14 protein-coding genes are annotated in these 21041 nt (G+C 46.8%); 8 read left to right on the top strand and 6 right to left on the bottom strand.

Going from position 1 to position 21041, the window contains the following annotated elements; genetic code table 11:
• Positions 1–26: 26 nt before the first annotated feature.
• Genes J7623_RS19830 through J7623_RS19820 form a run of 3 tightly spaced genes read right to left on the bottom strand, consistent with a single transcriptional unit; the run spans position 27 to position 6296 of the window.
• The gene (locus J7623_RS19830) at positions 27–1217 is read right to left on the bottom strand and encodes a DUF5000 domain-containing lipoprotein (protein WP_291923632.1); all 1191 of its coding nucleotides are present in this window, start codon (positions 1215–1217) and stop codon (positions 27–29) included.
• A gap of 25 nt (positions 1218–1242) precedes the next feature.
• Positions 1243–3126, bottom strand: a complete 1884-nt coding sequence (locus J7623_RS19825) for a RagB/SusD family nutrient uptake outer membrane protein (protein WP_291923631.1) — start codon at positions 3124–3126, stop codon at positions 1243–1245.
• 14 nt (positions 3127–3140) lie between these two features.
• Positions 3141–6296, bottom strand: coding sequence for a TonB-dependent receptor (locus J7623_RS19820; RefSeq protein WP_291923630.1), 3156 nt, complete (start codon positions 6294–6296; stop codon positions 3141–3143).
• Between the two features lie 610 nt (positions 6297–6906).
• Between J7623_RS19820 and J7623_RS19815 the strand changes: the two genes are divergently transcribed.
• The 6 genes from J7623_RS19815 to J7623_RS19790 all read left to right on the top strand — a co-directional run bounded on the left by J7623_RS19815 (position 6907) and on the right by J7623_RS19790 (position 13705).
• Positions 6907–7497, top strand: a complete 591-nt coding sequence (locus J7623_RS19815) for a TetR/AcrR family transcriptional regulator (RefSeq protein ID WP_291923628.1) — start codon at positions 6907–6909, stop codon at positions 7495–7497.
• A gap of 3 nt (positions 7498–7500) precedes the next feature.
• The gene (locus J7623_RS19810) at positions 7501–7845 is read left to right on the top strand and encodes a GIY-YIG nuclease family protein (RefSeq protein ID WP_291923626.1); all 345 of its coding nucleotides are present in this window, start codon (positions 7501–7503) and stop codon (positions 7843–7845) included.
• A 147-nt stretch (positions 7846–7992) separates the two neighbouring features.
• Positions 7993–10365 (top strand): ABC transporter permease, encoded by a 2373-nt coding sequence (locus J7623_RS19805; protein WP_291923624.1) that lies wholly within the window; start codon positions 7993–7995, stop codon positions 10363–10365.
• Positions 10366–10736: 371 nt separating this feature from the next.
• Positions 10737–11294 (top strand): TetR/AcrR family transcriptional regulator, encoded by a 558-nt coding sequence (locus J7623_RS19800; protein WP_291923623.1) that lies wholly within the window; start codon positions 10737–10739, stop codon positions 11292–11294.
• 6 nt (positions 11295–11300) lie between these two features.
• Positions 11301–12542, top strand: coding sequence for a beta-ketoacyl-ACP synthase II (gene fabF / locus J7623_RS19795; RefSeq protein ID WP_291923621.1), 1242 nt, complete (start codon positions 11301–11303; stop codon positions 12540–12542).
• A 182-nt stretch (positions 12543–12724) separates the two neighbouring features.
• Entirely contained in the window at positions 12725–13705 is a 981-nt protein-coding gene (locus J7623_RS19790) for a DUF6268 family outer membrane beta-barrel protein (RefSeq protein ID WP_291923620.1), read from the top strand.
• A 61-nt stretch (positions 13706–13766) separates the two neighbouring features.
• Here J7623_RS19790 and J7623_RS19785 read toward each other — a convergent pair whose 3' ends face one another.
• A complete protein-coding gene (locus tag J7623_RS19785; protein WP_291923616.1) occupies positions 13767–17045 on the bottom strand; it encodes a S41 family peptidase in 3279 nt (1092 codons plus the stop codon).
• A 289-nt stretch (positions 17046–17334) separates the two neighbouring features.
• Between J7623_RS19785 and J7623_RS19780 the strand changes: the two genes are divergently transcribed.
• Both J7623_RS19780 and J7623_RS19775 read left to right on the top strand, forming a co-directional pair.
• Positions 17335–17796 (top strand): cold-shock protein, encoded by a 462-nt coding sequence (locus J7623_RS19780; protein ID WP_291923614.1) that lies wholly within the window; start codon positions 17335–17337, stop codon positions 17794–17796.
• Positions 17797–17903: 107 nt separating this feature from the next.
• Complete coding sequence (locus J7623_RS19775; RefSeq protein WP_291923612.1) at positions 17904–19001, top strand: metallophosphoesterase; 1098 nt, start codon at positions 17904–17906, stop codon at positions 18999–19001.
• On the opposite strand, the gene J7623_RS19770 is transcribed toward J7623_RS19775, so the two are convergent.
• The gene (locus J7623_RS19770; RefSeq protein ID WP_291923609.1) at positions 18989–20017 is read right to left on the bottom strand and encodes a sterol desaturase family protein; all 1029 of its coding nucleotides are present in this window, start codon (positions 20015–20017) and stop codon (positions 18989–18991) included. The genes J7623_RS19775 and J7623_RS19770 overlap by 13 nt on opposite strands.
• A 224-nt stretch (positions 20018–20241) precedes the next feature.
• A complete protein-coding gene (locus tag J7623_RS19765) occupies positions 20242–21015 on the bottom strand; it encodes a class I SAM-dependent methyltransferase (protein WP_291923606.1) in 774 nt (257 codons plus the stop codon).
• Between the last annotated feature and the right edge of the window lie 26 nt (positions 21016–21041).

Here is a 21041-nt window from a genome sequence, read left to right as displayed (position 1 = left end):
TTCTTTCTTTTTATTTTAAAAAAATGCTATGGCACCAGTTGCCCCCAGAGATCCAGTTCCGCTATCACCACTTGCCCCGACATGCTATAGGTTTCCAGCGTTTTAAAGCGGAGATATCGCACAGCGGGCATCAGGCTGCCTAAAGGAAAATCTTCTCCTTTCAGCCACGCATAGTTCAGATCTTCGCCACTTGTTTGTCCCATTGGCAAGCCGGAAGGCTTAAAGGAATTAAAAGTGCCCATCAACTGCCAGCTCTCCCAGGAGCCGTCTGGGTTGGGGTTATTGCTTCCCCACAACTCAAATTTTTTCACAGCAGAACCCGCGTAGAAGTGATCAGATTGCATCTGATGTTCAACGATACGACTCAACACTACTTTCTTACCGAGATCGATCGTAAACCATTGGGGCAAGATGGAATTATTGGTAGAAGCGAAGATGCCGCCATATCCCTGGATGTTGTTATCCCATAAATGTTCCAGCGGAAAGCTCTCTGCTTCTTTCCAGGTGTCTGTAGGCAGATGTATGGCCCTCCAGGTATTTTTAGGGATTTGTATTTCATAAATAGGCTTCAGTGTTTTTGTGAGTGTATCTGATTTATTATTCCACCGGTCTCTTACAAAAACGGCAAACGTTCTGGCAGTGGTATCAAAGCCTCTTACTGAATAATTGCCGGCAGGGGCACCGGTATAAAATGTATTGATCACATTCCAGGTATGCTGGCCGGTAGAATCCACCATTACGGTGATGGCAAGATTGTCTTTGGCCTCATTCCGGAAAGCCACCTGGACGCCGCCAAATGTGGCATCCAGCGTAATAGAGGCAAACGTGGTTTGCACAGCCGGCCGTAATGGTTTTACCTGGATATCTACCGGGGCGGAAGCTTTTTCATTTTTGCCCACACTAAATAATTGCACGGCATGTACCAGGGTATCTCCAAATCCCACCAGCCGTAGGGTATCTGTATAACGGGAAGCTTTTGCTTCACGGACAACGCCCTTTTGTATTTCATAAACGGCTTTCACATAAGACAAATTCGGATCAATGGGAATTTTATACGTCAATATAGCGCCACCTGCATTGGCGGTCACCTTTATCTGGCTGACGGGAGCCGGAGCCGGTGCATTGGCATCTGTATAATCGATCCGGCCCTCTTTGCTGCAGGACCAGCTAAAAGCCGCCAGCAGCACAGGCATAATGATATAGCGTAGTTGTTTCATGTCGGTTATTTTTAGATCTGATGATTTACCAGCCCAGGTTCTGCACCAGGCCCCTGTCGATGGATAGCGAGTTTTCACTGATAGGCCAGAAATAATTTTTCAAGCCGAAAGACTGGCTAAAAATCACCTTCGGACGGTAGTACGCTTCGGCTGTTTCCTGGATCAGGTCCCACCCTTTCACCGGCCTGTTTAATACCGTTTGTGCTTCTTTCCAGCGACGCAGATCCCAAAAACGCTGTCCTTCAAATGCCAGCTCTATCAAGGTTTCCTGGTGAATAATATCCCGCATTCCTTTTTGAGTAGTATACTTCCCCGGGTTGTTGGAATAAGTAGTCCAGGATGATTCTACAGATTTCAACCCTGCCTGATCCCGCACCTGGTTCACATAATTATATACTTCAGCGCCGGGGCCACCAGCTTCATTCAGTGCTTCCGCATACATCAGGTACAAAGCGGACAAGCGCATGATGGGCCATGGATAATAGGTAACAGAATAATCACCGGAAGTACCGATCACATTCTGAAAATGCACGGCTTTTTTCAGGTAGTAGCCAGTGATAGACCCGAAACCCGGTTTACCAAACCCGCATCGCTGCCGGTATTTTGCCTCCAGGTAAAACAGGTCCAGGAAATTTTTATCATCGTAGCGTCCCTGGCCATACCATACGCCGCCATCGAAACCCAGGTCTGCATAGAAACGTGGCTCCCGGTTGAAATTCAGGTAAGCCGAAGTGTAATCTTTCCGCACATATAATTCATCTGCTGTTCCTGCTACCTTCAGGGCATAGCGGTTCGCATAATCCCAGGTTTTATCTTCTGAGATGGGTACGCCATTGTTGGTATAAAACAATTCGGCCATATGCAACGGTGGCGATAACAGGCCATGGAAGGCGAAGTCACGGCTGTTCGGATCAATGAAAGTGGTGATCATCTGTTGAAAGCCGGTGGAATTGGTTTGTGTATTCGCCCAGATAATGCCGCTGTTCCATCTTTCACAAAAACTATTTCTGATACTTAATTGTGTGGTGATGGTATCAGAAAGCTGGTACTGCTGAAAATCCGGATGGTATTTATAGAGCTTCAGTCCTGCCTGTTGACAGGCTACTATCGCGGCTTTACAGGCAGCTACCGCCGAATCCCATTTTACGCGGGAATAAGCAGGATTAAAAAGTGGTGTACCATCCCTGTTTTTGAGTCCTGCTTCGTCAGCATTCCCATTAAACAAGGGGCTGGCAGCATATACCATTACCTTTGCTTTCAGCGATAAGGCAATGGGTTGTGTAATGCGTCCCAGCTCCGTGGTAGGATCCGTGATGGATGCCGGCAACTGACCAGTAGCGCCATTAATTAATTCCAGGATATAATTAAAGCAGGAATCTACGGGCGCCCGGGCGATGTCAACTGCAGCGCCATCGGCATTTACCGGCAAATTGGTTTTCATTAACGGGATAGGACCATACATCATCACCAGGTAAAAATTGTAGTATCCTTTGAGGAATTGTACTTCTGCTATCCAGCGTTTTCTTTCGGGTTCCAGCAGGTCCGGAACTTTGCCGATATTCTCGAGAAAGATATTGCAATCGCGGATTGCACGGAAATAGTAGCCCCACCGGTCTCCCAACGGGGTTACTACATTCTGATACCCCTGGGCCATACTAAAAAAACCGGTTTCTGTGGCAAAGCGCCATAGCTCGTCGCCCCCTACCATGGCGGGATCATCGCCGATATCGCCATTCTTCGGCATATAGGAATAACAGGTAAATAAATATTTTTTTGCTTCAATACGCGTCGTAAATGCATTGTCGAGTGTGGCTACATTATCCGGTACCACATCGAGGAATTTGGCACAGGAAGGACAGGCCATTACCAGGATCAGGAGCAGCACCCTTGTCAGTATATTCTCTTTCATGGTGTTGATTGTTCTTAGTTAAAATTCAGGTTAAGCCCGATATTAAATACCCGTTGAATCGGGTACCCCAGGCCCTTTCCGCCCATTTCCACATCCCATAGTTTAAATTTGCTGAAGGTGAGCAGGTTGGTGGCATTCACATAAAAACGGCAGGTAGATGTATGCAATCGCTTCTGCCAGCTTCGGGGAAGCGTGTAGCCTATTTCCACTTGTTTCAACCGGAGGAAGGCGCCATTGCGCATAAACCAGGTGCTGGGTTGTGTATTGTTCTGATTAAAATCCGGGCTTAAACGAGGCCATAGCGCGTGCACATCCTGGTGATCTTCAGACCAGTGATCATCCGCGTAAGCTTTCAGCAGTTGGTTTTGACCGGCAAAAGGCGCCGTGGCAGCAGGATCTATCCAGAATGATTCATTACTAAGCCCCTGGAAAAAAGAAGAGAAATCGAAATTTTTATAGCCCAGGGAGAAGCCAAATCCATATATAACTTCCGGCACCGTGGGATTCCCGATCGCTACTTTATCAGCTTCAGTAAGCTGTCCATCATGATTTACATCGAGGTACTTAATATCTCCACCACCATAGGGACCAAAATTCTGCTTCGGTGAATTGGCGGCTTCGGCATCGTCTACAAAGAGTTTTTCAGCGATGTATCCAAAAGTCTGGTTGATAGAATAACCGGTATGATAGCGATATGATTCGTTATACCTGGGCTCTTCATAATTTTTATACTGACTGGTAGCGTAGGTAAAATTGGCCATCACAGATACCCAGAAATCATTCTTAAAAAATTGCTTATAATCCATTGAGAGATCCACGCCTTGTGCTGTAGCTACGCCCACATTGGCCCTGATAGGCGCGGCAAAACCGGCAGCTTCAGGGATCGCGGCACGATCCATCAGGATATGATCGCGGTATTGGGAAAAATATTCTGCCGTAATATTCAGCTTGTTGAACAGTCCAAGATCGAGGGCAATATTCTTTTGTTTAGATGTTTCCCAGGTAATATTCGGGTTAGCATACCGGGAGATAGATACGCCGTTGAGGCTGTATAACGTCCCCGGATCCCGCCCAAACGTTGCACTTCTTTTATCATCATTCATATTTACATTCGAGAGATAAAAGAACCGGTCCTGTGGTGAACCAATGGCATCATTACCGATGATACCGTAGGTGCCTCTCAGTCTCATATTAGAAACGACCGATTTCAGGGATTCAAAAAAATGCTCGTTAGATACTGTCCAGGCAAGACCTACAGACGGGAAAAATCCAAACCGATGATGCCTGTCGAAACGCTCAGACCCATTATAACCAAAATTGATTTCGGTATAATAACGTTTATCATAAGCGTAGGTAGCCCTGCCCGATATGCCCATGTTCCTGAACGGGAGCGATTGTTGCAAGTCACCGGCATTGGCATTCAAACGGTTTTGCGCCATAAATACCACCATCCCGCTTACATCGCTTTTATTAAAGCTATGATCATAATTCAACCTCGATTCCAGGTAAAAGGCCGTGCTGATTGTTTTACCGCCTTCATTATAGCCCAGGTACTCCGTGCCTTCGTTGGGGTTGATATTCGTGATAAAGTATTGGTTCTCCAATTTATCGTAGGCATCCATCTTATACCAGAATGGATTGTAGAAGCGGCTTACATCAAAATACGAGGTACGGTTGGTATTTACCATGCCGCTGAGTACCAGTCCGGGTGCGATGGCTTTCAGATCCTGCTTCAATTCAATCTGTGCCAGCATGAGGGACCTGGAATAGTTTTTATACCCTTTCACCATATCAGCGTATGGGTTGATATACTGTCCAGCATCGTAATTACCGAACAGGATATGGCTTACATGCTGATGTTCCGCGTCTTTGGGAAAATAAGCAGGAAACAGCACCGGGTTAGACCGCATTACTTTCTCGTACATCGTAGCGCCGCCGTCGAGCGGGCCGGTGTAATCATCGAAGCTGCCGCTTAAGCGCACTACCATTTCTGTAGTCCTGGTGATGTTTACATTCACATTGGAACGCAGGCTGTAGCTGTTTAAGCGGATATTGGTGTTGAAGTTATTCCGCTTATCTACTTTCATCAACCCGTTATCACGGTTATAGGCGCCGGAAACATAATACCGTGCTACGCCTCCTCCTCCACTCACGGCGAGGTTGAGGCGCTGATTCATCGTATAGTCTTTAAACATCAGCTTTCTCCAGTCGTTAGCAGGATACGCGATAGGGTTGCCACCGGCTTCCGTGTTTTCTATTTTTTCTTCGCTGTAGGGCAATGCGCCTAATGGGTCACGGGTGAGTACCGCTTCATTAGATAGTTTCATGTAAGTGACCGGATCGGCCAGCTCAATATTTTTAGTGGGTGCCGAGAAGGAATTTTCTACGCGGAAAGAGAGGTGGGCTTTTCCTACCGCACCCTCTTTGGTAGTGACGAGGATCACGCCGTTGGCGGCCCTGGAACCATATAACGCCGTAGCGCTGGCATCTTTCAAAATCGAAAAACTGGCAATATCATCCACCTGCAGGCGGGCGAGATCTGTAGTTGTTAATTCGATCCCATCTATCAGGATGAGGGGATCTTTTTTATACCCGAAGGTGGTTACGCCGCGGATAAAAAACTGTGCATTATCCTGCCCGGGTTCACCACTGCGCTGGAAGGCAATGAGGCCGGCGGCGCGACCTGCCAGTGCGGTGGTCAGGTTACTGGAAGGCACTTTCAGATCGGCCGGCCGGATGGTAGTAACAGATCCTACTACATCATTCTTTTTTTTGGTACCAAAGGCCATTACCACCACATCTTTTAGCTGGCTCGATACAGATTGCAGGGTGATATTTATAACGGATTGAGATCCTACCCTGACATGCTTTTCTATAAAGCCGATGTAACGAAAGATAAGCGAGTCGCCCGTTTGGGCGTCCAGGAAATACCTGCCTTTCTCATTCGTGGTGGTTCCTTTGCTGGTACCCATGACCAGTACCGTGACGCCGGGGATCAGGGAGTTATCATCTGAGGAAGCAACGATGCCGGAAACGGTCATTCGTTGTTGTGCGGATGATAACGATCCCGATAGCAGGATGGCTGATAACAGCCCATACCTTTTGTGGTGGAAGGTTTTCCAGCATCGTGAAAAAAAATAGTGTGTTTTTCTAAACGTAGAATTTTCCATAGCGCAACGCTATTTACAATTTGATGGTGATGATGAAATGAATACTAAAACGATCTGTTGATGCAATAACAAAGCATACCTTCTCCATCCTGGTATTACAGGTGCTAACCGGTTTTTCAGTCAATAACAAAGCTCTCTGAAGTCAAATCCGACGAGAGATAAAAAATGTGCGGGGTGGCGAATGTAGCAATGGCATGCCCACTACACGCACCGCACAGCATTGTTGTTACATGTGATGTTTTACCAGGATGACATATTGTGGTTGCTTAATTTTGGTTGTTTCAAAAATTCCGGACTAAATAAATGGTAGTACGCAAGGGCCTGCACACATAGCGGGTAGGGAGTCTTTGGGTATCTCTGCCGCTATTGTTCCTGTTTTGCACCATAGGTGCTGTTCACTGTATAATTAATTCGTTTTATAGTACTTTCTTCACTAAAACTGGTGGCAAATTAAATAAGAAATTTATTCCTACCGTCCTGCACTATCCTGTTCGGTAAAATTCATTGCAGGGAAATTTATCACGTAAAACCGGTAGATGACCCATTGATTTTTGTTTTCCCGGGTATACTTTCCTGTTTTTTGAACAGTGTTCAATATATTTGCACTATTATGAATAAAAAAGAAATACAGGAGCAGCGGGTAAAAGGATATTTCATTGAAGCCACCAAAGAGATCCTGAAAAGTGAGGGATTGAAAAGTGTGAGTGTGCGCAATATCGCCGACCGGGCAGGCTATTCCTTTGCTACGTTATATAATTATTTCAAGGATGTAAAAGACCTGGTATTCCTTTGTGTGAAAGACTTCCGCGCGGAATGCAGTGAGTATGTAACTGCCCACACAGCCGGCGTTACGCCAGGCAACAGGCGGCTAAAAGCAACGGTGCTGGCCTATATGGAATACTTTATTCAATACCCCGGCATCTTTGAATTATTCTTCGTGGAAAAATTATCGGAGGTCGATAATAAGGGCAACACTACCGGGCTGGTAACGTCTTTATTGACGGAGCTCTGTGCAGCCGACTGGAAATATTGTATTGACAAACGTATGCTCACCGCCCGGGAAGCAACGTTGAAGCAGGCGGCCTTGCTATACAGCATTACAGGATTACTGACATTATACCTGAACCGGCGCTACCCGGAAAGTTATAGCGCCTTTCTGAAACAGGCCGGCCAATTAATAGACGGCCAATTAAAAAATTAAACGATGACATCAAGAAAAGAACTGAAACAGGCATATAGGGAAATGACTTTCCGGAAAGGTGTATTCCAATTGCGTAACAAGCGTAACAACAAAGTATTTATTGGCAGCAGCATGGACCTGGACCGCGCGTGGAATTCGCTGCGGGTGCAACTGCAAACAGGCAATCATTTTAATGAGCGGCTGCAGCGCGACTGGCAGGAACAAGGCCCCGATGATTTCGTATATGAGATAGTGGAAGTGTTGAAAGAAAATGATGATCCGGCAGTAGATATAAAGCAGGAAATTAAAACACTGGAGAAGTTGGTGATGCTGGAACTGGCACCCTATGGAGAAAAAGGCTATCATTGATTGAACCGGTTAGTGTCCGGTATCGGACACGGAGCCATTAAAAGCGGACAATCGCCGTTGAATAACAGGTTAGTTATCAATAAATAATAACGTGGCATTCTATTAGCCCTCCCGGAGGCACATTCCCGTGTTAAAGATGTATCAACTATGATGTTTAACAACTACATTAAGGTTACCCTCCGGAACTTATGGAAAAATAAAACCTATAGCTTCCTCAATATTTTTGGGTTAGCGATAGGTTTGACCTGCGCGGCAGTGATCTTTCTATGGGTGGAGGATGAACTAATGTTTGACAATACTCATGTAAAGAAAGAGCGCATTTACCAGGTAATGGAAAACTGGGAATATGAAGGTATCCGCACTTTTTCTTCCACCCCTGCTCCATTAGCGCCGGCCATGAAGGCTGATATACCAGGCATCGCGCGAAGTGGCCGGTCTACAGAAACAGTCACCAGTATGCTGTTTACCATTGGTGATAAAAACCTGTACGCCAGTGGGCTGTACGCCGATTCCAGCCTGTTCGATATGTTTACGTTTTCCTTTATTGAAGGGAGTGCCGCCACGCCTTTTTCCCAGTTATATTCCATTGTGCTAACGGAAAAAACAGCCCGGAATTTTTTCGGTGATACCAAAAACGTATTAGGCAGAACCGTGCTGATGGAGCATCGGCAACCTTATATCGTAACAGGCGTGGTGAAAGATTTACCCGAGAATTCGAGTATCCGGTTTGATTGGGTAGCACCATTTGAAATATATTTCCGTAACAATGCTTATCTGAAAAACTGGGGCGCCAATTCTGTCAGCACCTTCGTGGAACTGGCACCCAATGCTAACCTGGCGGCGATTAACCACCAGTTGCATGACTATGTTAAACAACATGATCCTACCGCTATCACCCATCCATTCCTGTTTGCGATGAACGACTGGCGCCTGCGCGGACGCTTCGAACATGGCCAGCAAAGCGGCGGACGGATCGAATATGTTCACCTGTTTTCATTGATTGCATGGATCATTCTTTTTATTGCCTGTATTAACTTCATGAATCTCTCTACTGCGCGCAGTGAAAAGCGCGCGAGGGAAGTAGGCATCCGGAAAGTAATGGGTGCCGGGAAAGGTAAGCTGGTAATACAATTTATCGGTGAAGCATTGTTTATGTCGTTGCTGGCTGCCGGCATTGCCGTGCTATTGTTATTACTGGTATTACCCGGATTTAATACTTTGGTAGATAAGCACCTGGTGGTGGGCCTCACCAACCCGGTTCATATCACGTGGCTACTGTTGATCACGCTGGTGTGTGGCATGATTGCAGGTAGTTACCCTTCTTTATATCTTTCTTCTTTCAACCCCGTGTTTGTACTGAAAGGCATTAAAATGAAGACCGGCAGCGCAGCCTTCATCCGTAAAGGGTTGGTGATTGCACAATTCAGCGTTTCTATCATCCTGATTATCTGCACTATCATCATTTATCAGCAGATACAACATGTAAAGAACAGGAACCTGGGCTTCAACAAAGACAACCTGATTTCACTGGACGTGAAAGGGAATATGGTACAAAATTTCCCGGCTATTAAAGATGCGCTGCTGGCCACCGGCCAGGTACAAGACGTTGCACTGGCTGATCATCCCGCTATTTATGGTGGCAACAACACTAATGAGATCAGTTGGGAAGGAAAACCGGAAGGGGAAAAAATACTGATCTCCCAGCGATTAACAGGGCCGGAATTTATTCGTACCACCGGCATGAAAATCGTTTCCGGCAGTGATTTCAAGCCGGTAACCACCGCTAATGGTACAGATGTACTCATTACCCAATCGCTCGAAAAAATCATAGGAAATGGCAGCGCAGTGGGCAAAACATTACTGACCCCGGAAGCTGATAGTATGATACACTCCAGGATTGTTGGCGTGGTGAAAGACTATGTTTACGGGAACATGTATGGCAGCCCGGATCCGGTAGTATTTTACTGCAGGCCACAAGCCGCTACCCTTTTATATGTGCGCATGAACACCAGCACTGATAAAGAAACCGGTATTGCCCTTATTGGTGAGGTGATGAAACGTTACAATCCCGCATATCCATTTACTTACCGCTTTGTGGATGACCAGTTCAACGCCATGTTTGAGAATGAAACATTGATGCAGCAGTTATCCCGTTTATTTGCCACACTGGCTATTATTATCAGTTGCCTGGGATTGTTTGGCCTGGCCGCTTACACCGCAGAGCGGCGTACCAAGGAAATCGGTATCCGCAAAGTATTAGGCGCCAGCGTAAGCGGTATCACCCGCCTGCTTTCCGCGGACTTCCTGAAGCTGGTAGGGATTGCTGCCCTCATCGCCTTCCCGGTTGCCTGGTATGCCATGTCGCATTGGCTGGAGAAATATCCTTACCGGGTATCTATTCATTACTGGGTATTTATATTAGCAGGACTGGCGGCTATGCTCATTGCATTGCTCACCATTAGTTTTCAGTCTGTGAAGGCCGCGCTGATGAACCCGGTGAAAAGCCTCAAGGCAGAGTAAGCAGAAAGCGAAAAGCGATTGAGTGAAGCGCGTTTTCCATTTAACCTATATAACGCTGCACAGCAGCCACTATCTCTGAAAAGGACTCCATTGTACTAAATATGGTAGTAGCAGAAAAAAGCATACAAATGAAAGAATAGTATTTCTCCTTCCGCCACTATAGTTGATTTCCATATTCTTGTTATTCGTTGCGGTTACTTACAACTCTTTAGGTCCTTGCCCCAGCTATTCCATGATGCCCTATTTATCCCCCTGCCATCCGGCAGCGAATATTTGCTTACTTACTACTAAGTAAGTATATTTGCATGGCAATAAGGAAACAGCAGCAGCAAACGCAGTTGCTTTATCCTTCTGCTTAAGCTATAAAAAACATGTCAGGAACGAAAGAAAAAATTGTGTCCATGGCGGACCGCCTGGTGAGAACAAAAGGCTTCAATGCCTTTAGCTATAAGGATATTGCGGCGCCGCTGGATATTAAGAATGCCGCAGTACATTATCATTTTCCGGCGAAGTGCGACCTGGGTGTGGAAGTGATTGAACAGGAGATAGAAAAGTTCAGGGAGCAGACCGGTAAATGGAAACAGTTACCGGAAAATGAACAGTTAGCCAGGCTGGTGGATGTTTTCCGGCAGCACAACAGCCAGGGCAATATTTGCCTGATGGGTTCCCTGGCCACCGACTTTGAAACTTTTGCTCCGGCGATGCAAACAAAAGTGCAGGAAATGGCCGATGGCATTGTTACCTGGCTGACGCAATGCCTGGAGCAGGGCCGTAAAAATAAATGTATTCACTTCAAAGGAGCCGCCCACGCCAGGGCGCTGCTCATTATGTCCAATTTACAGTCTTCCCTCCTCTTATCGCGGGTAATGGGGCCAACGGCTTTCCGCAGCATTGCAGATCAACTGATGGAAGACCTGTGTCAAAAATAATATACTATGAAAAGAGTTGTCATTACAGGAATGGGAACCGTATCTCCTATCGGCAACAATGTCGCTGATTTCTGGAATAGCCTGGTCAATGGGAAAAGTGGCGCAGCCACTATTACCCACTTTGATGCCAGTCGCTTCCGGACACGATTTGCCAACGAACTGAAAAACTTTGACGCCAGTGCATTGCTGGACAAAGCAGAGCTACGCAAAACCGATCCCTTTACACAATATGCGCTGGTAGCAGCAGACCAGGCCATTAAAGATTCGGGACTTGATTTCTCCCGCATGGATCCGTTTGATACCGGCGTTATCTGGGGTTCCGGCCAGGGGGGAATGCAAACCTTCGAAGAGCAGGTGACCGAGTACGTGGCCGGTGATTTCAATCCCCGCTTCAGTCCTTACTTTGTGCCCAAGCTCATCACCAATATGGCCTCCGGTATGATCTCTATTAAATATGGATTAATGGGCATCAACTACACCACAGTATCTGCCTGTGCTACCTCCAACACCGCCATCATGGATGCATTAACGTATATCCGTATCGGTAAGGCCAAAGTGATTGTTACCGGTGGTTCGGAAGCACCTGTCACTCCTGCTTCTGTAGGCGGCTTCTGTGCTATGAAAGCGATGTCTGTCCGCAATGATGATCCGGCCCGTGGTTCCCGCCCGTTTGACACCGAACGGGACGGCTTTGTGATGGGAGAAGGCGCCGGCGCCCTTATCCTGGAAGAATATGAACACGCCAAAGCGAGGGGAGCGCATATTTATGCGGAAGTAGCTGGTGCTGCTATGACAGCGGATGCCTATCACATGACCGCCACACACCCGGAAGGACTGGGTGCTTTCCGCGCCATGCAGCAGGCACTCGAAGATGCGGGACTGAATAAAGAAGCTGTAGACTATTTAAACGCACATGCTACCTCCACGCCTGTAGGTGATCTGAGTGAAATAGCCGCTATCGGAAAATTGTTTGGTGATGCACCAGGGCACCTGCACATCAGTGCCACCAAATCTATGACAGGCCATTTGCTGGGAGCAGCAGGCGCCATAGAAGCCATTGCCAGTGTGAAAAGTATTGAACAGGGCATCATCCCTCCCACTATCAACACGCAGCAACTGGATCCGGCCATTCCCGCAGGCTTACAAATTGTATTAACTACTGCGATAGAAAAAAAAGTTGCAGTAGCCATGAGTAATACTTTCGGATTTGGAGGACATAATGGCATTGTTGTCTTCCGGAAAATTTAAAAAAACTATTAGTGAAAAAAATCAAGGGGTGTCGGTTATCCGGCGCCCCTCTTGTATTATATATAGCACGGTTCGGGATCCCATCTTTCGAAAATTAATTTTTATCTCCGCGTAGGGGTATAAGGCAGGCATGCTGTCGTACTCTAAAGCAAGAAAAAATTATTTTAAGAAAGTACACTATTATGAGCCGTAAGCCAACACACCTACAATCGTCGAATCAAAAGAAAGGTTACACCTGTTTGTTATTCGCCTTATTATCTTTCACGCCTGCACAACGCCTATGGGCGCAGCTGGGCGCCACATCACTTAATGCTCCCGGCATGGCCGTGAGTGTAGATTATCTGCCTTCCTCCCGCTATATCAGGCCGGAAGACAGTGTGAAAACACATTCTACCACCTCGCAGGTACGCTATAATTTCGGCGCGATGTTTATGCTGAGCAGCCGTGTAGATACGGTTACCGGTAAGGTAAGAAACTGGACCCTGGCGGCTTCCGGCAGTTATACCAAACTTTCCAACAGCGATTATGATAAAAAAATATTCCCGGAAGAATTACTGGGAACACAACTGGCATTGCAACATTTCCGTAGTATCAACAAGAAATGGGGAATGGTAGGAATGGTGTCTGTAGGGCTTTTTACTGATATGGAAGAAATAGATCAGCATGATATTTTTGTAAATGGCGGCCTGTTATTTGTGAAACAAAAGAACCGCAATTTCTCATATGGTGTAGGTGCCATGTTTACCAATACCTTTGGTACGCCTATGCTGTTACCCGCTTTCCTCGTAAGATGGCAGTCCGATAATAAATACCGGCTTGACCTTAATTTCCCGGAAAAATTAAGTGTGAGCACAGCGTTGAATAAACACACTGATCTGGCGCTGGCCTTCCGCATGCAGGGCGCGGCTTACGATGTAAAAAGAATGAATGATAAAAAACGTCTCATGGGACATACGGAAATGACTGTGGCACTTGAAAACACCTGGCACCTGACAAAGCATATTGATTTTGTGGCAGCAGGTGGCAGTATTTTGTTAAATGAAACGAGTTTTTCCGAGAAGAAATTATCGGAGATGTTTAAGGACAGACCTAATGCGCGACTGGCGACTAACTACTTTTTCAGTGGTGGGTTAAGATGGAATTTCCAGCCGAAACGCAGGTAAACATTGCTTCCATATATATAAGGGATGATAGCCGCGTTTATTGGCTATCATCCCTCTTCTTTTATCTTGCTTCATATGGTGGTGGTGCAGGCGCTGTATAAGGTTTTGTCTGCAACAGTTTTTTAATTTCAACAATGGCTCTTTCAATTTGCGGATCTACTCCTTTGGCCATGTCGCCGAGGTTTTCATCTACTGCAATGTCGGGATCCACTCCATGTCCTTCACGGAACCAGGTACTATTGTTTTCGTACATCCGGAAAGAAGGCACCGTGATCGCGCCGCCATCAATCAATGCAGGCGTGCCGCTGATGCCTATGAGGCCGCCCCAGGTGCGGGTACCAATAATGGGGCCCAGCGCAGCTTTGCGGAAGTAGTCAGGGAAAGCATCGCCGCCGGAACCACTCCAGCCATTGATGAGCATCACTTTGGGGCCGAAGTGTGCGAATGAAGGCCATGGAGAAGGCTTTCCGTCGCGAACCGCCCAATATGCCAGTGGCTTGCGATTCAGCATTTCAATGAAACGATCCGGTACCTGGCCACCATTGTTGAAACGTTCATCAATCACCAACGCTGCTTTATCCCATTGTGCATTGAATTGCCGGATCAGTTCTGTCTGTCCGTCGATGCCGGTGCTGGGCACAAAAATGTATCCTACCTGGTTGTTGGTGGCTTCTGCAATACGTTTGCGATTGCTCTCTATCCAGGCCAGGTGACGCAGCCTGTATTCACTACCCAATGTTTTTACAATGGCTGTTTTAGCGCCACTGAAAGAGGGTTGGCTATTATAGGTCAGTTCTATTACTTTGCCTGCCTGTGATTGAAAGGCGTTGAAAGGTTCCTGCGCGGTGGTTAGTGGCACACCGTTTACTGCCAGGATATAATCACCTTCTTTGACGTTCAGACCAGGTTCGTCCAGTGGATTGCGGACTTCCGCATTCCAGGGAGCGCCGCGGATAATTCTTTTAATTTTATAGTAGTTGCCATCTGCCTGCCAGTCGACCCCGAGGTAGCCTACATTTTCGGTCTTCCCGCTTTCCAGGTCTCCGCCAAAATTATACGCATGAGACGCATTTAATTCTCCCAGCAATTCATTGATCACAAAGCTCACTTCTTCACGGGTGCGGGCGCCTTCCAGCAGGTGGAGGTATTTATCTTTTACGGCATTCCAGTCCACCCCATGCATGTGCGGATCATAGAAGAAATCTCTTTCCATGCGCCAGCTGTCCGTGAACAGTTGCTTCCATTCTTCTTTTGGATTCACCGTCATTTCCATTTCTTCCACGCGCATAGCGGTATCTATTTTCTGGTTTTCAGCCGGCTCTATGATTCCATAGGGGCCGCTGTTGATCAGTATTTTGTTACCATCGGCGGAGATTTCGTAGTTGCCGGGATTTTTGATGATGGTCTTCACCTGTTTGGTGGCGATATCATAGTATTGCAGGGTAGCATCGCCGCTGCTTTCTTCGTCCTCAGGTGGAGTGCTGCTGAGAAACAGGATTTTTCCTTTGGTAGCGCCGAGGCGGGAATAAATACCACCGGGGATGGGCAACAGTTCCATCCGGGCTTCCATGTTATCCAGGTCAATAGCCGTGGGCTTGGTTTCCGGCGCTGGTGTTTCTTTTTTTTCTTTGGAAGATTTTTCCTTTTTACCTTTTTCTTTCGCTGCAGGCGAGGGTTCTTTTTTCCCGTCTTTCACTGCTACTGCATCGTTGCGGGTAGCCAGCAGGGAAGGCGTTGATTTCTCCAGCCCTATTACGCCCAACAGGCCGGCGTTGGCGTAGATGAAAGTATTATCTATGGCGCTGTAGGTAGGCTTAAAGGATTGGTTGGTGAGTACATAGAGGTACTTGCCTTCTTCGTCAAATATGGGCCTGGCGCACTCGTAGAATCCGCTGGTGACCTGGTGACGCTGATTATTTTTGGTATCGAATAAAAACACGGCTTCGTGCAGGTTGTCAAGGTCGCGGCTATAGGTAATCCAGCGGCTATCAGGGCTCCAGCTGAAGCGGAAGCCTTCCAGCACATCCGGGGAATAGCGGAGGGCCTGATCTATGGCGGTAGTTTTACCGGTGTTGACATCGAGCACCCACATTTTCAGGGCCTGGTCGATAAACGCCAACTGTTTGCTATCCGGCGACCAGTAAGGGCGGTAGCGGTAGCCGGCGCCGTAGTGGGTAATTTGCCTGGCTTCATTTTCTTTGCCGGCGGGGGCCAGCCACAGTTCATATTCGCCGGATTGATCGCTCCACCAGGCGATGTGCTTCCCATCGGGCGACCATACGGGATAGCGTTCTGCGGCGCCGCTGGTACGGGTGAGGTCTTTCACATAACCGTTGACAGCGGGTACAGAAAATACGTCGCCGCGGGCACTGAGGAGTGCTCTCTGCCCATCGGGGCTGATAGTGGCCGACTGGATATATTTTGTTGGGTGTATGATACGTGGTTTCATGGCCGTCATATCAGTGTTCACGGAGATCTTTACTTCGGTGGACTGCTGATTGGCGAGCGACATCAGGTATAACCTGCCATTGGCTTCATACACGATATCCTCAGGGCCTATAGACGGGAAGTGTACATCGTAGTCTTTATAGGCTGTAATTTGTTCACAGGCTTTGGTGTTGGTATCGTATCGCCAGAGGTTCATGCGTTTCTCAGCGCCACGGTCCGACAGGAAGTAGATGTAGTTGTTGTACCACATCGGGAATTCGTCGCCGGCTTCGCTTTTGGCGGAAATGTTTTCATCTGTTTGCCGGGCGAAGTCGAACACATGAATATCTGCTTTCATACCGCCGCGGTAGCGTTTCCAGTTACGGAACGACTGAGAGCGGGTAGTGACGGCTATTTTGCTGCCATCAGGCGAATAAGAGCCGAATTCAGCGTAGGCCAGTGGCAGTTTGGTAGCGGCGCCGCCTTTATCGGAGATGGTATAAAACTGGTTGAAGCGTTCTTTGGTACTTTCTCTCCCCGATGCAAAGAGCACCTGTTTACCATCGCGGGTCCAGCCTACTACCCGGTCGGCGCCACCGTACTGGGTGAGTCGCAGCGGGATGCCGCCAGCTACCGGTAACAGGTATACGTCGGTGTTGCCATCGTAATTACCGCTGAAGGCCAGTTGGCTGCCATCGGGCGAAAACCGCGGAAAGCTTTCCACGCCGGGAGGAGAAATGAGTTTAATGGCGGTACCGCCGGTTTTGGGAACGATCCAGATATCATTTGCATAGGAGAATGCAATTTGGGTCCGGGATACATCAGGATAGCGAAACAGGCCAGCATCTACCTGTGCCATTGCCTGTTTGGCCAGCAGGGAGGCCAACAGGATCAGGGCTTGTTTTTTCATCATAAGCTTTTTAAATGTTTGAACAGGCTTTTTGCCTGGTCTGATTTTGTTGATAATGTCAAAAACCAATCAGCTAATCTAAGGTAAATATGATATAAGATAATGTTAATGTGAAGGGTGGTAACGCCTTATGAAGAAATATAATCAGAAGCGGATTTAACGCATAAAACAGCCTCCATGGCGAAATACAGCGCAGCACAGCCGATACACAGCAGGCAGCCAACAGGATAATTCCGGGATGCTAACTAAAAAAAACCGATCTTCGTGATCCAACAAAACTTATTTTCAAAATATGGCCAGATCCCAGGAAACGTTTGGTAAAAAAGAGCAGCAAAAGAAAAAGGCACAACAGCGCCAGGAGAAGGCAGAAAGAAAGGAAGAACGCAAAGCAAACAGCGGAAAAGGAAAGAGTCTGGAAGACATGATGGCGTACATTGACGAAAACGGTAACATTACCGATACGCCGCCAGACCCAAGCAAAAGAAAGGAAATCAATGTGGAAGACATTCAGCTGGGTGCTACCCGTCATGAACCAGTTGCACCGGAAGAACTAATCCGCAGAGGTGTCGTAAAATTTTTCAATGAATCCAAAGGTTATGGATTTATTATTGATCAGCAAACACAGGATAGTGTGTTCGTTCACATTAATCAGTTAACAGAGCCGATCAAAGAAAGAGACAAGGTGACATTCGAAGTAGAGCGTGGACAGAAAGGTCCGAGCGCTGTGAACGTAAAAAAAGAAGTGAAGGCTTAATTCCTGCACCTGCAGGCATGCCTTTGAAATAAATGACAATGGGAGCGGTTATCTATAGCCGCTCATTTTGTGCGTGGCTACCATTGCCTTATTTAAATGATCCGTACGTGCCAAATCCACTGAAACGCATCCTGCAACGCCCTATTATATGGCTCTCTAACCGTTTTTCTTCCCAACCCAGCCGTCCACAGGTATTTGCTTCTCTATCACGGCTACAGGAAGAGATATTACAAGGTAAACGGCATTCGGGCGTGGTGATTCCGTTCAACTACGAACAGGATCGCTTCATCATTTTCTCCGATCAGCATAAAGGCGGTAAAGATGGCGCAGATGATTTCATGGCGGCAGAACAAAATTATTGCCATGCACTCCGCTATTACTACGGGGAAGGCTATACGTTTATTAACCTGGGTGACTGTGAAGAATTATGGGAATGTACGCCTGCAAAGGTGATGGCAGCCAATCATGCCACGTTGCAGGAAGAGGCCCGTTTTCAGCAGCAAAAGCGCTACTACCGTATATTTGGTAACCACGACCTGCAATGGCATTATAAAGTACCCCGGCTCCAGTTCCTAAAACCAATATTTGGAAAGAAGTTAAAAGTATATGAGGGCATTATACTGCAAACACAATACGAACAAACGGAGTTCAACGTGTTCCTCACACATGGCCACCAGGGCGACCTGCGCAGTGATGGCAACGCATTCAGCAAATGGTTTGTAGCAGCAGTGTGGACACCTATACAGCGCTTCTTCGACATACGTGCCGATACTCTCTCCGACTCCTTTGAACTGGCAGACCGGCACAATATCATGATGTACGAGTGGAGTATGCAATATGCACGCACTTTCCTGATTTCCGGGCATACCCATAAACCCGTATTTGCTTCACTGGATCACATAGACCGCCTCACAAAGCAACTGGAAAGAGCCCGCAGCAAAGGAAATGAAGCGGAGGTATACATCTTACAAAAAGCCTTATCAGACAAACAAGCCGCCTATGCAGGCAAACAGTTTGTAAAAACCATGGCGCATCCCTCCTACTTCAATACCGGCTGCTGTTGCTTCAGCGATGGCGATATTACCGGCATTGAAATAGCCGAAGGCTTTATCCGCCTGATTAAATGGCGCAGCGGCGACACCGGGCCAATACGCGTGGTACTGGAAGAGTCGCCTCTCTATTACCTGTTTGATCAGATGACCTGATCCACCCGTTGTTGAAGATAAGCTTCTTTGTGGCTGGCCTGCTCCAGGTATTCCCGTTTTACTACTTTCGCAGTTTTATGTTCACCGGTATGGCTCCATCCCGGTGGCATTACGATGTAGAGGAATTTATTCCTGATACCCGGTGCTTTGTAAATATCCTTCCATAAGCAATACAGCTCACCGAAATATACGTCGAGGAAGTTATTGTAATTGATTTCCCGGGAGATGCCATACTCAATCTGCAGCTCTCTTTTTTCGTTCTGGAAGGTGCCAAATACTTTATCCCAGATGTTGAGCAGGTTGCAGAAATTGGTATCCATGTATAATGGATTCTTCGCGTGATGTACCCGGTGGTGCGAAGGTGTCAGGATAATCTTATTTAAAAAGCCCAGGCGGCCGTCTTTGATCATGTTCTCACCCACATGGATAAACGAACCCCAGGTACCATCAATGAACATAATGATGAATAATAACGGCGGATTTACCCCCATCAAAATACAGATGCTGGTACGGATTACATCCGCATAAGGCGCTTCCAGGAAGAAATGCGCGTAGGTAACAGAAAGGTTCATGGTTTCCGGCGCGTGGTGAGTGGAATGCAAACACCAGAACAGGCGCACCTTATGACCGAAATAGTGATAGATAAAATGTGAAAATTCCCATACGATATAGCCGTAAATGAACCAATACCATTTCAGGGAAGTCTGGAACAACGCATATTTTTCCAACACGCCAATGCAGAATGCCACGGCAGCAATGGAGATAAACCGGGAAATAAAACGGTTAGCCACAAAGATGAAGAAGGGCATTTTGTAGTCTTCAATCTTAAACCGTTTGTAGAAAATAGCCCGGAAAATTTCCAGTAATAACAGGAAAGGTATTAAGGGAGAAATAACCGAGAAGATCCCGTTTAACGTGAGCAACACTTTGTAATCACCGGTTTTGCATATTTCTATTAATTGAGAAATGCCGAAGAAACCAATGATCTCGTGGAATAAAGTCTGAAAGATGGCCATAACGCTGCTATTTAATAAATGGAACCCGTAAAAACATACTTTGTATGAACAAAACAACCAATTGTTCGTACAAATTACAATAATCAGGTGAATTTTCAAAGCACAGGCAGCCGTAAATAGCAGGCACATGGTTTTATAATATCCGTGGTGGCTGGATTTATATAAACAGAGATGCCGTATTGTAAATACAATACGGCTTATTTATAAGCAAGAATAGCTACAAGCTATTTGACCGCTGTAACGAAATAATCGAGACAATCATCCCGCAGGGAATGCTGATAGAAGTCATCATGTACAATGCCGGCAGTGACGTCCTCTATTTTTTTGAGCAAGAGGAATCGATTCAGGTTGTTGAGTAATGAGTATGGTATCCGTAAGAGAAAGGCCGGGAGCCGGTATTGCAGCCGAAAAATATCCCACCTGGTAATCCTGTTTACACTCGCTTTATTTTCTTCATAGTAGGTCATAACAGCCTGATTACCGTAGATGCCCTCTACCGTTGCTTTAGGGAAATGGGCATTTGCCAGCGCATACATTTCACGTGGTAAATATTCCCTGATATGAAATGGATTTCTGCTGAGTGACATTAACCGGTTAGGAGTGGTCAAAAACAGGCGGCCACCTGGTTTCAGTATCCGCCGGATTTCATGGAGTAATGCGCTGTCATCTTTGATATGTTCGATCACCTGGAAACAGATCACCGTATCATAACTATTATCTGCAATACCTGTCAGTATTGGCAGGTTGCAGGTCTGAAAGGAGGCATTGGCGGGTAATTTACTAACCGGTTTCTTTTTATCTACTGCCAGGTAATGTGCAACATGTGGTGCCAGCATTTCCATTCCATAGCCTTCACCACAGCCTAATTCCAGTACCTGCTTGTTTTGCAGATGTTCAACAGGTATCGCCCTGTAAGCAAATACATGCCGTTGAAAAACGTAATTATTAATGTAAGAAGAATTATTCGCTCTTTCTGCCGTCTTTAATAATGCGATCATCGTAATGCCATCTTAATGTTAAAAAG

The organism is Chitinophaga sp. (assembly GCF_017745275.1).
Taxonomy (GTDB): Bacteria; Bacteroidota; Bacteroidia; order Chitinophagales; family Chitinophagaceae; genus Chitinophaga.
The sequence above is the reverse complement of the archived record's forward strand: the minus strand, read 5'-3'. Positions and strand labels throughout refer to the sequence as shown.

Bases quoted from the DNA above. Each gene is read 5' to 3' on its own strand.
- J7623_RS19805 (WP_291923624.1), top strand. From the start codon at position 7,993: ATGATGTTTAACAACTACATTAAGGTTACCCTCCGGAACTTATGGAAA.
- J7623_RS19800 (WP_291923623.1), top strand. From the start codon at position 10,737: ATGTCAGGAACGAAAGAAAAAATTGTGTCCATGGCGGACCGCCTGGTG.
- J7623_RS19815 (WP_291923628.1), top strand. From the start codon at position 6,907: ATGAATAAAAAAGAAATACAGGAGCAGCGGGTAAAAGGATATTTCATT.
- J7623_RS19820 (WP_291923630.1), bottom strand. From the start codon at position 6,296: ATGGAAAATTCTACGTTTAGAAAAACACACTATTTTTTTTCACGATGC.
- J7623_RS19765 (WP_291923606.1), bottom strand. From the start codon at position 21,015: ATGATCGCATTATTAAAGACGGCAGAAAGAGCGAATAATTCTTCTTAC.
- J7623_RS19770 (WP_291923609.1), bottom strand. From the start codon at position 20,017: ATGGCCATCTTTCAGACTTTATTCCACGAGATCATTGGTTTCTTCGGC.
- J7623_RS19780 (WP_291923614.1), top strand. From the start codon at position 17,335: ATGGCCAGATCCCAGGAAACGTTTGGTAAAAAAGAGCAGCAAAAGAAA.
- J7623_RS19825 (WP_291923631.1), bottom strand. From the start codon at position 3,126: ATGAAAGAGAATATACTGACAAGGGTGCTGCTCCTGATCCTGGTAATG.
- fabF (WP_291923621.1), top strand. From the start codon at position 11,301: ATGAAAAGAGTTGTCATTACAGGAATGGGAACCGTATCTCCTATCGGC.
- J7623_RS19790 (WP_291923620.1), top strand. From the start codon at position 12,725: ATGAGCCGTAAGCCAACACACCTACAATCGTCGAATCAAAAGAAAGGT.
- J7623_RS19810 (WP_291923626.1), top strand. From the start codon at position 7,501: ATGACATCAAGAAAAGAACTGAAACAGGCATATAGGGAAATGACTTTC.
- J7623_RS19830 (WP_291923632.1), bottom strand. From the start codon at position 1,217: ATGAAACAACTACGCTATATCATTATGCCTGTGCTGCTGGCGGCTTTT.
- J7623_RS19785 (WP_291923616.1), bottom strand. From the start codon at position 17,045: ATGATGAAAAAACAAGCCCTGATCCTGTTGGCCTCCCTGCTGGCCAAA.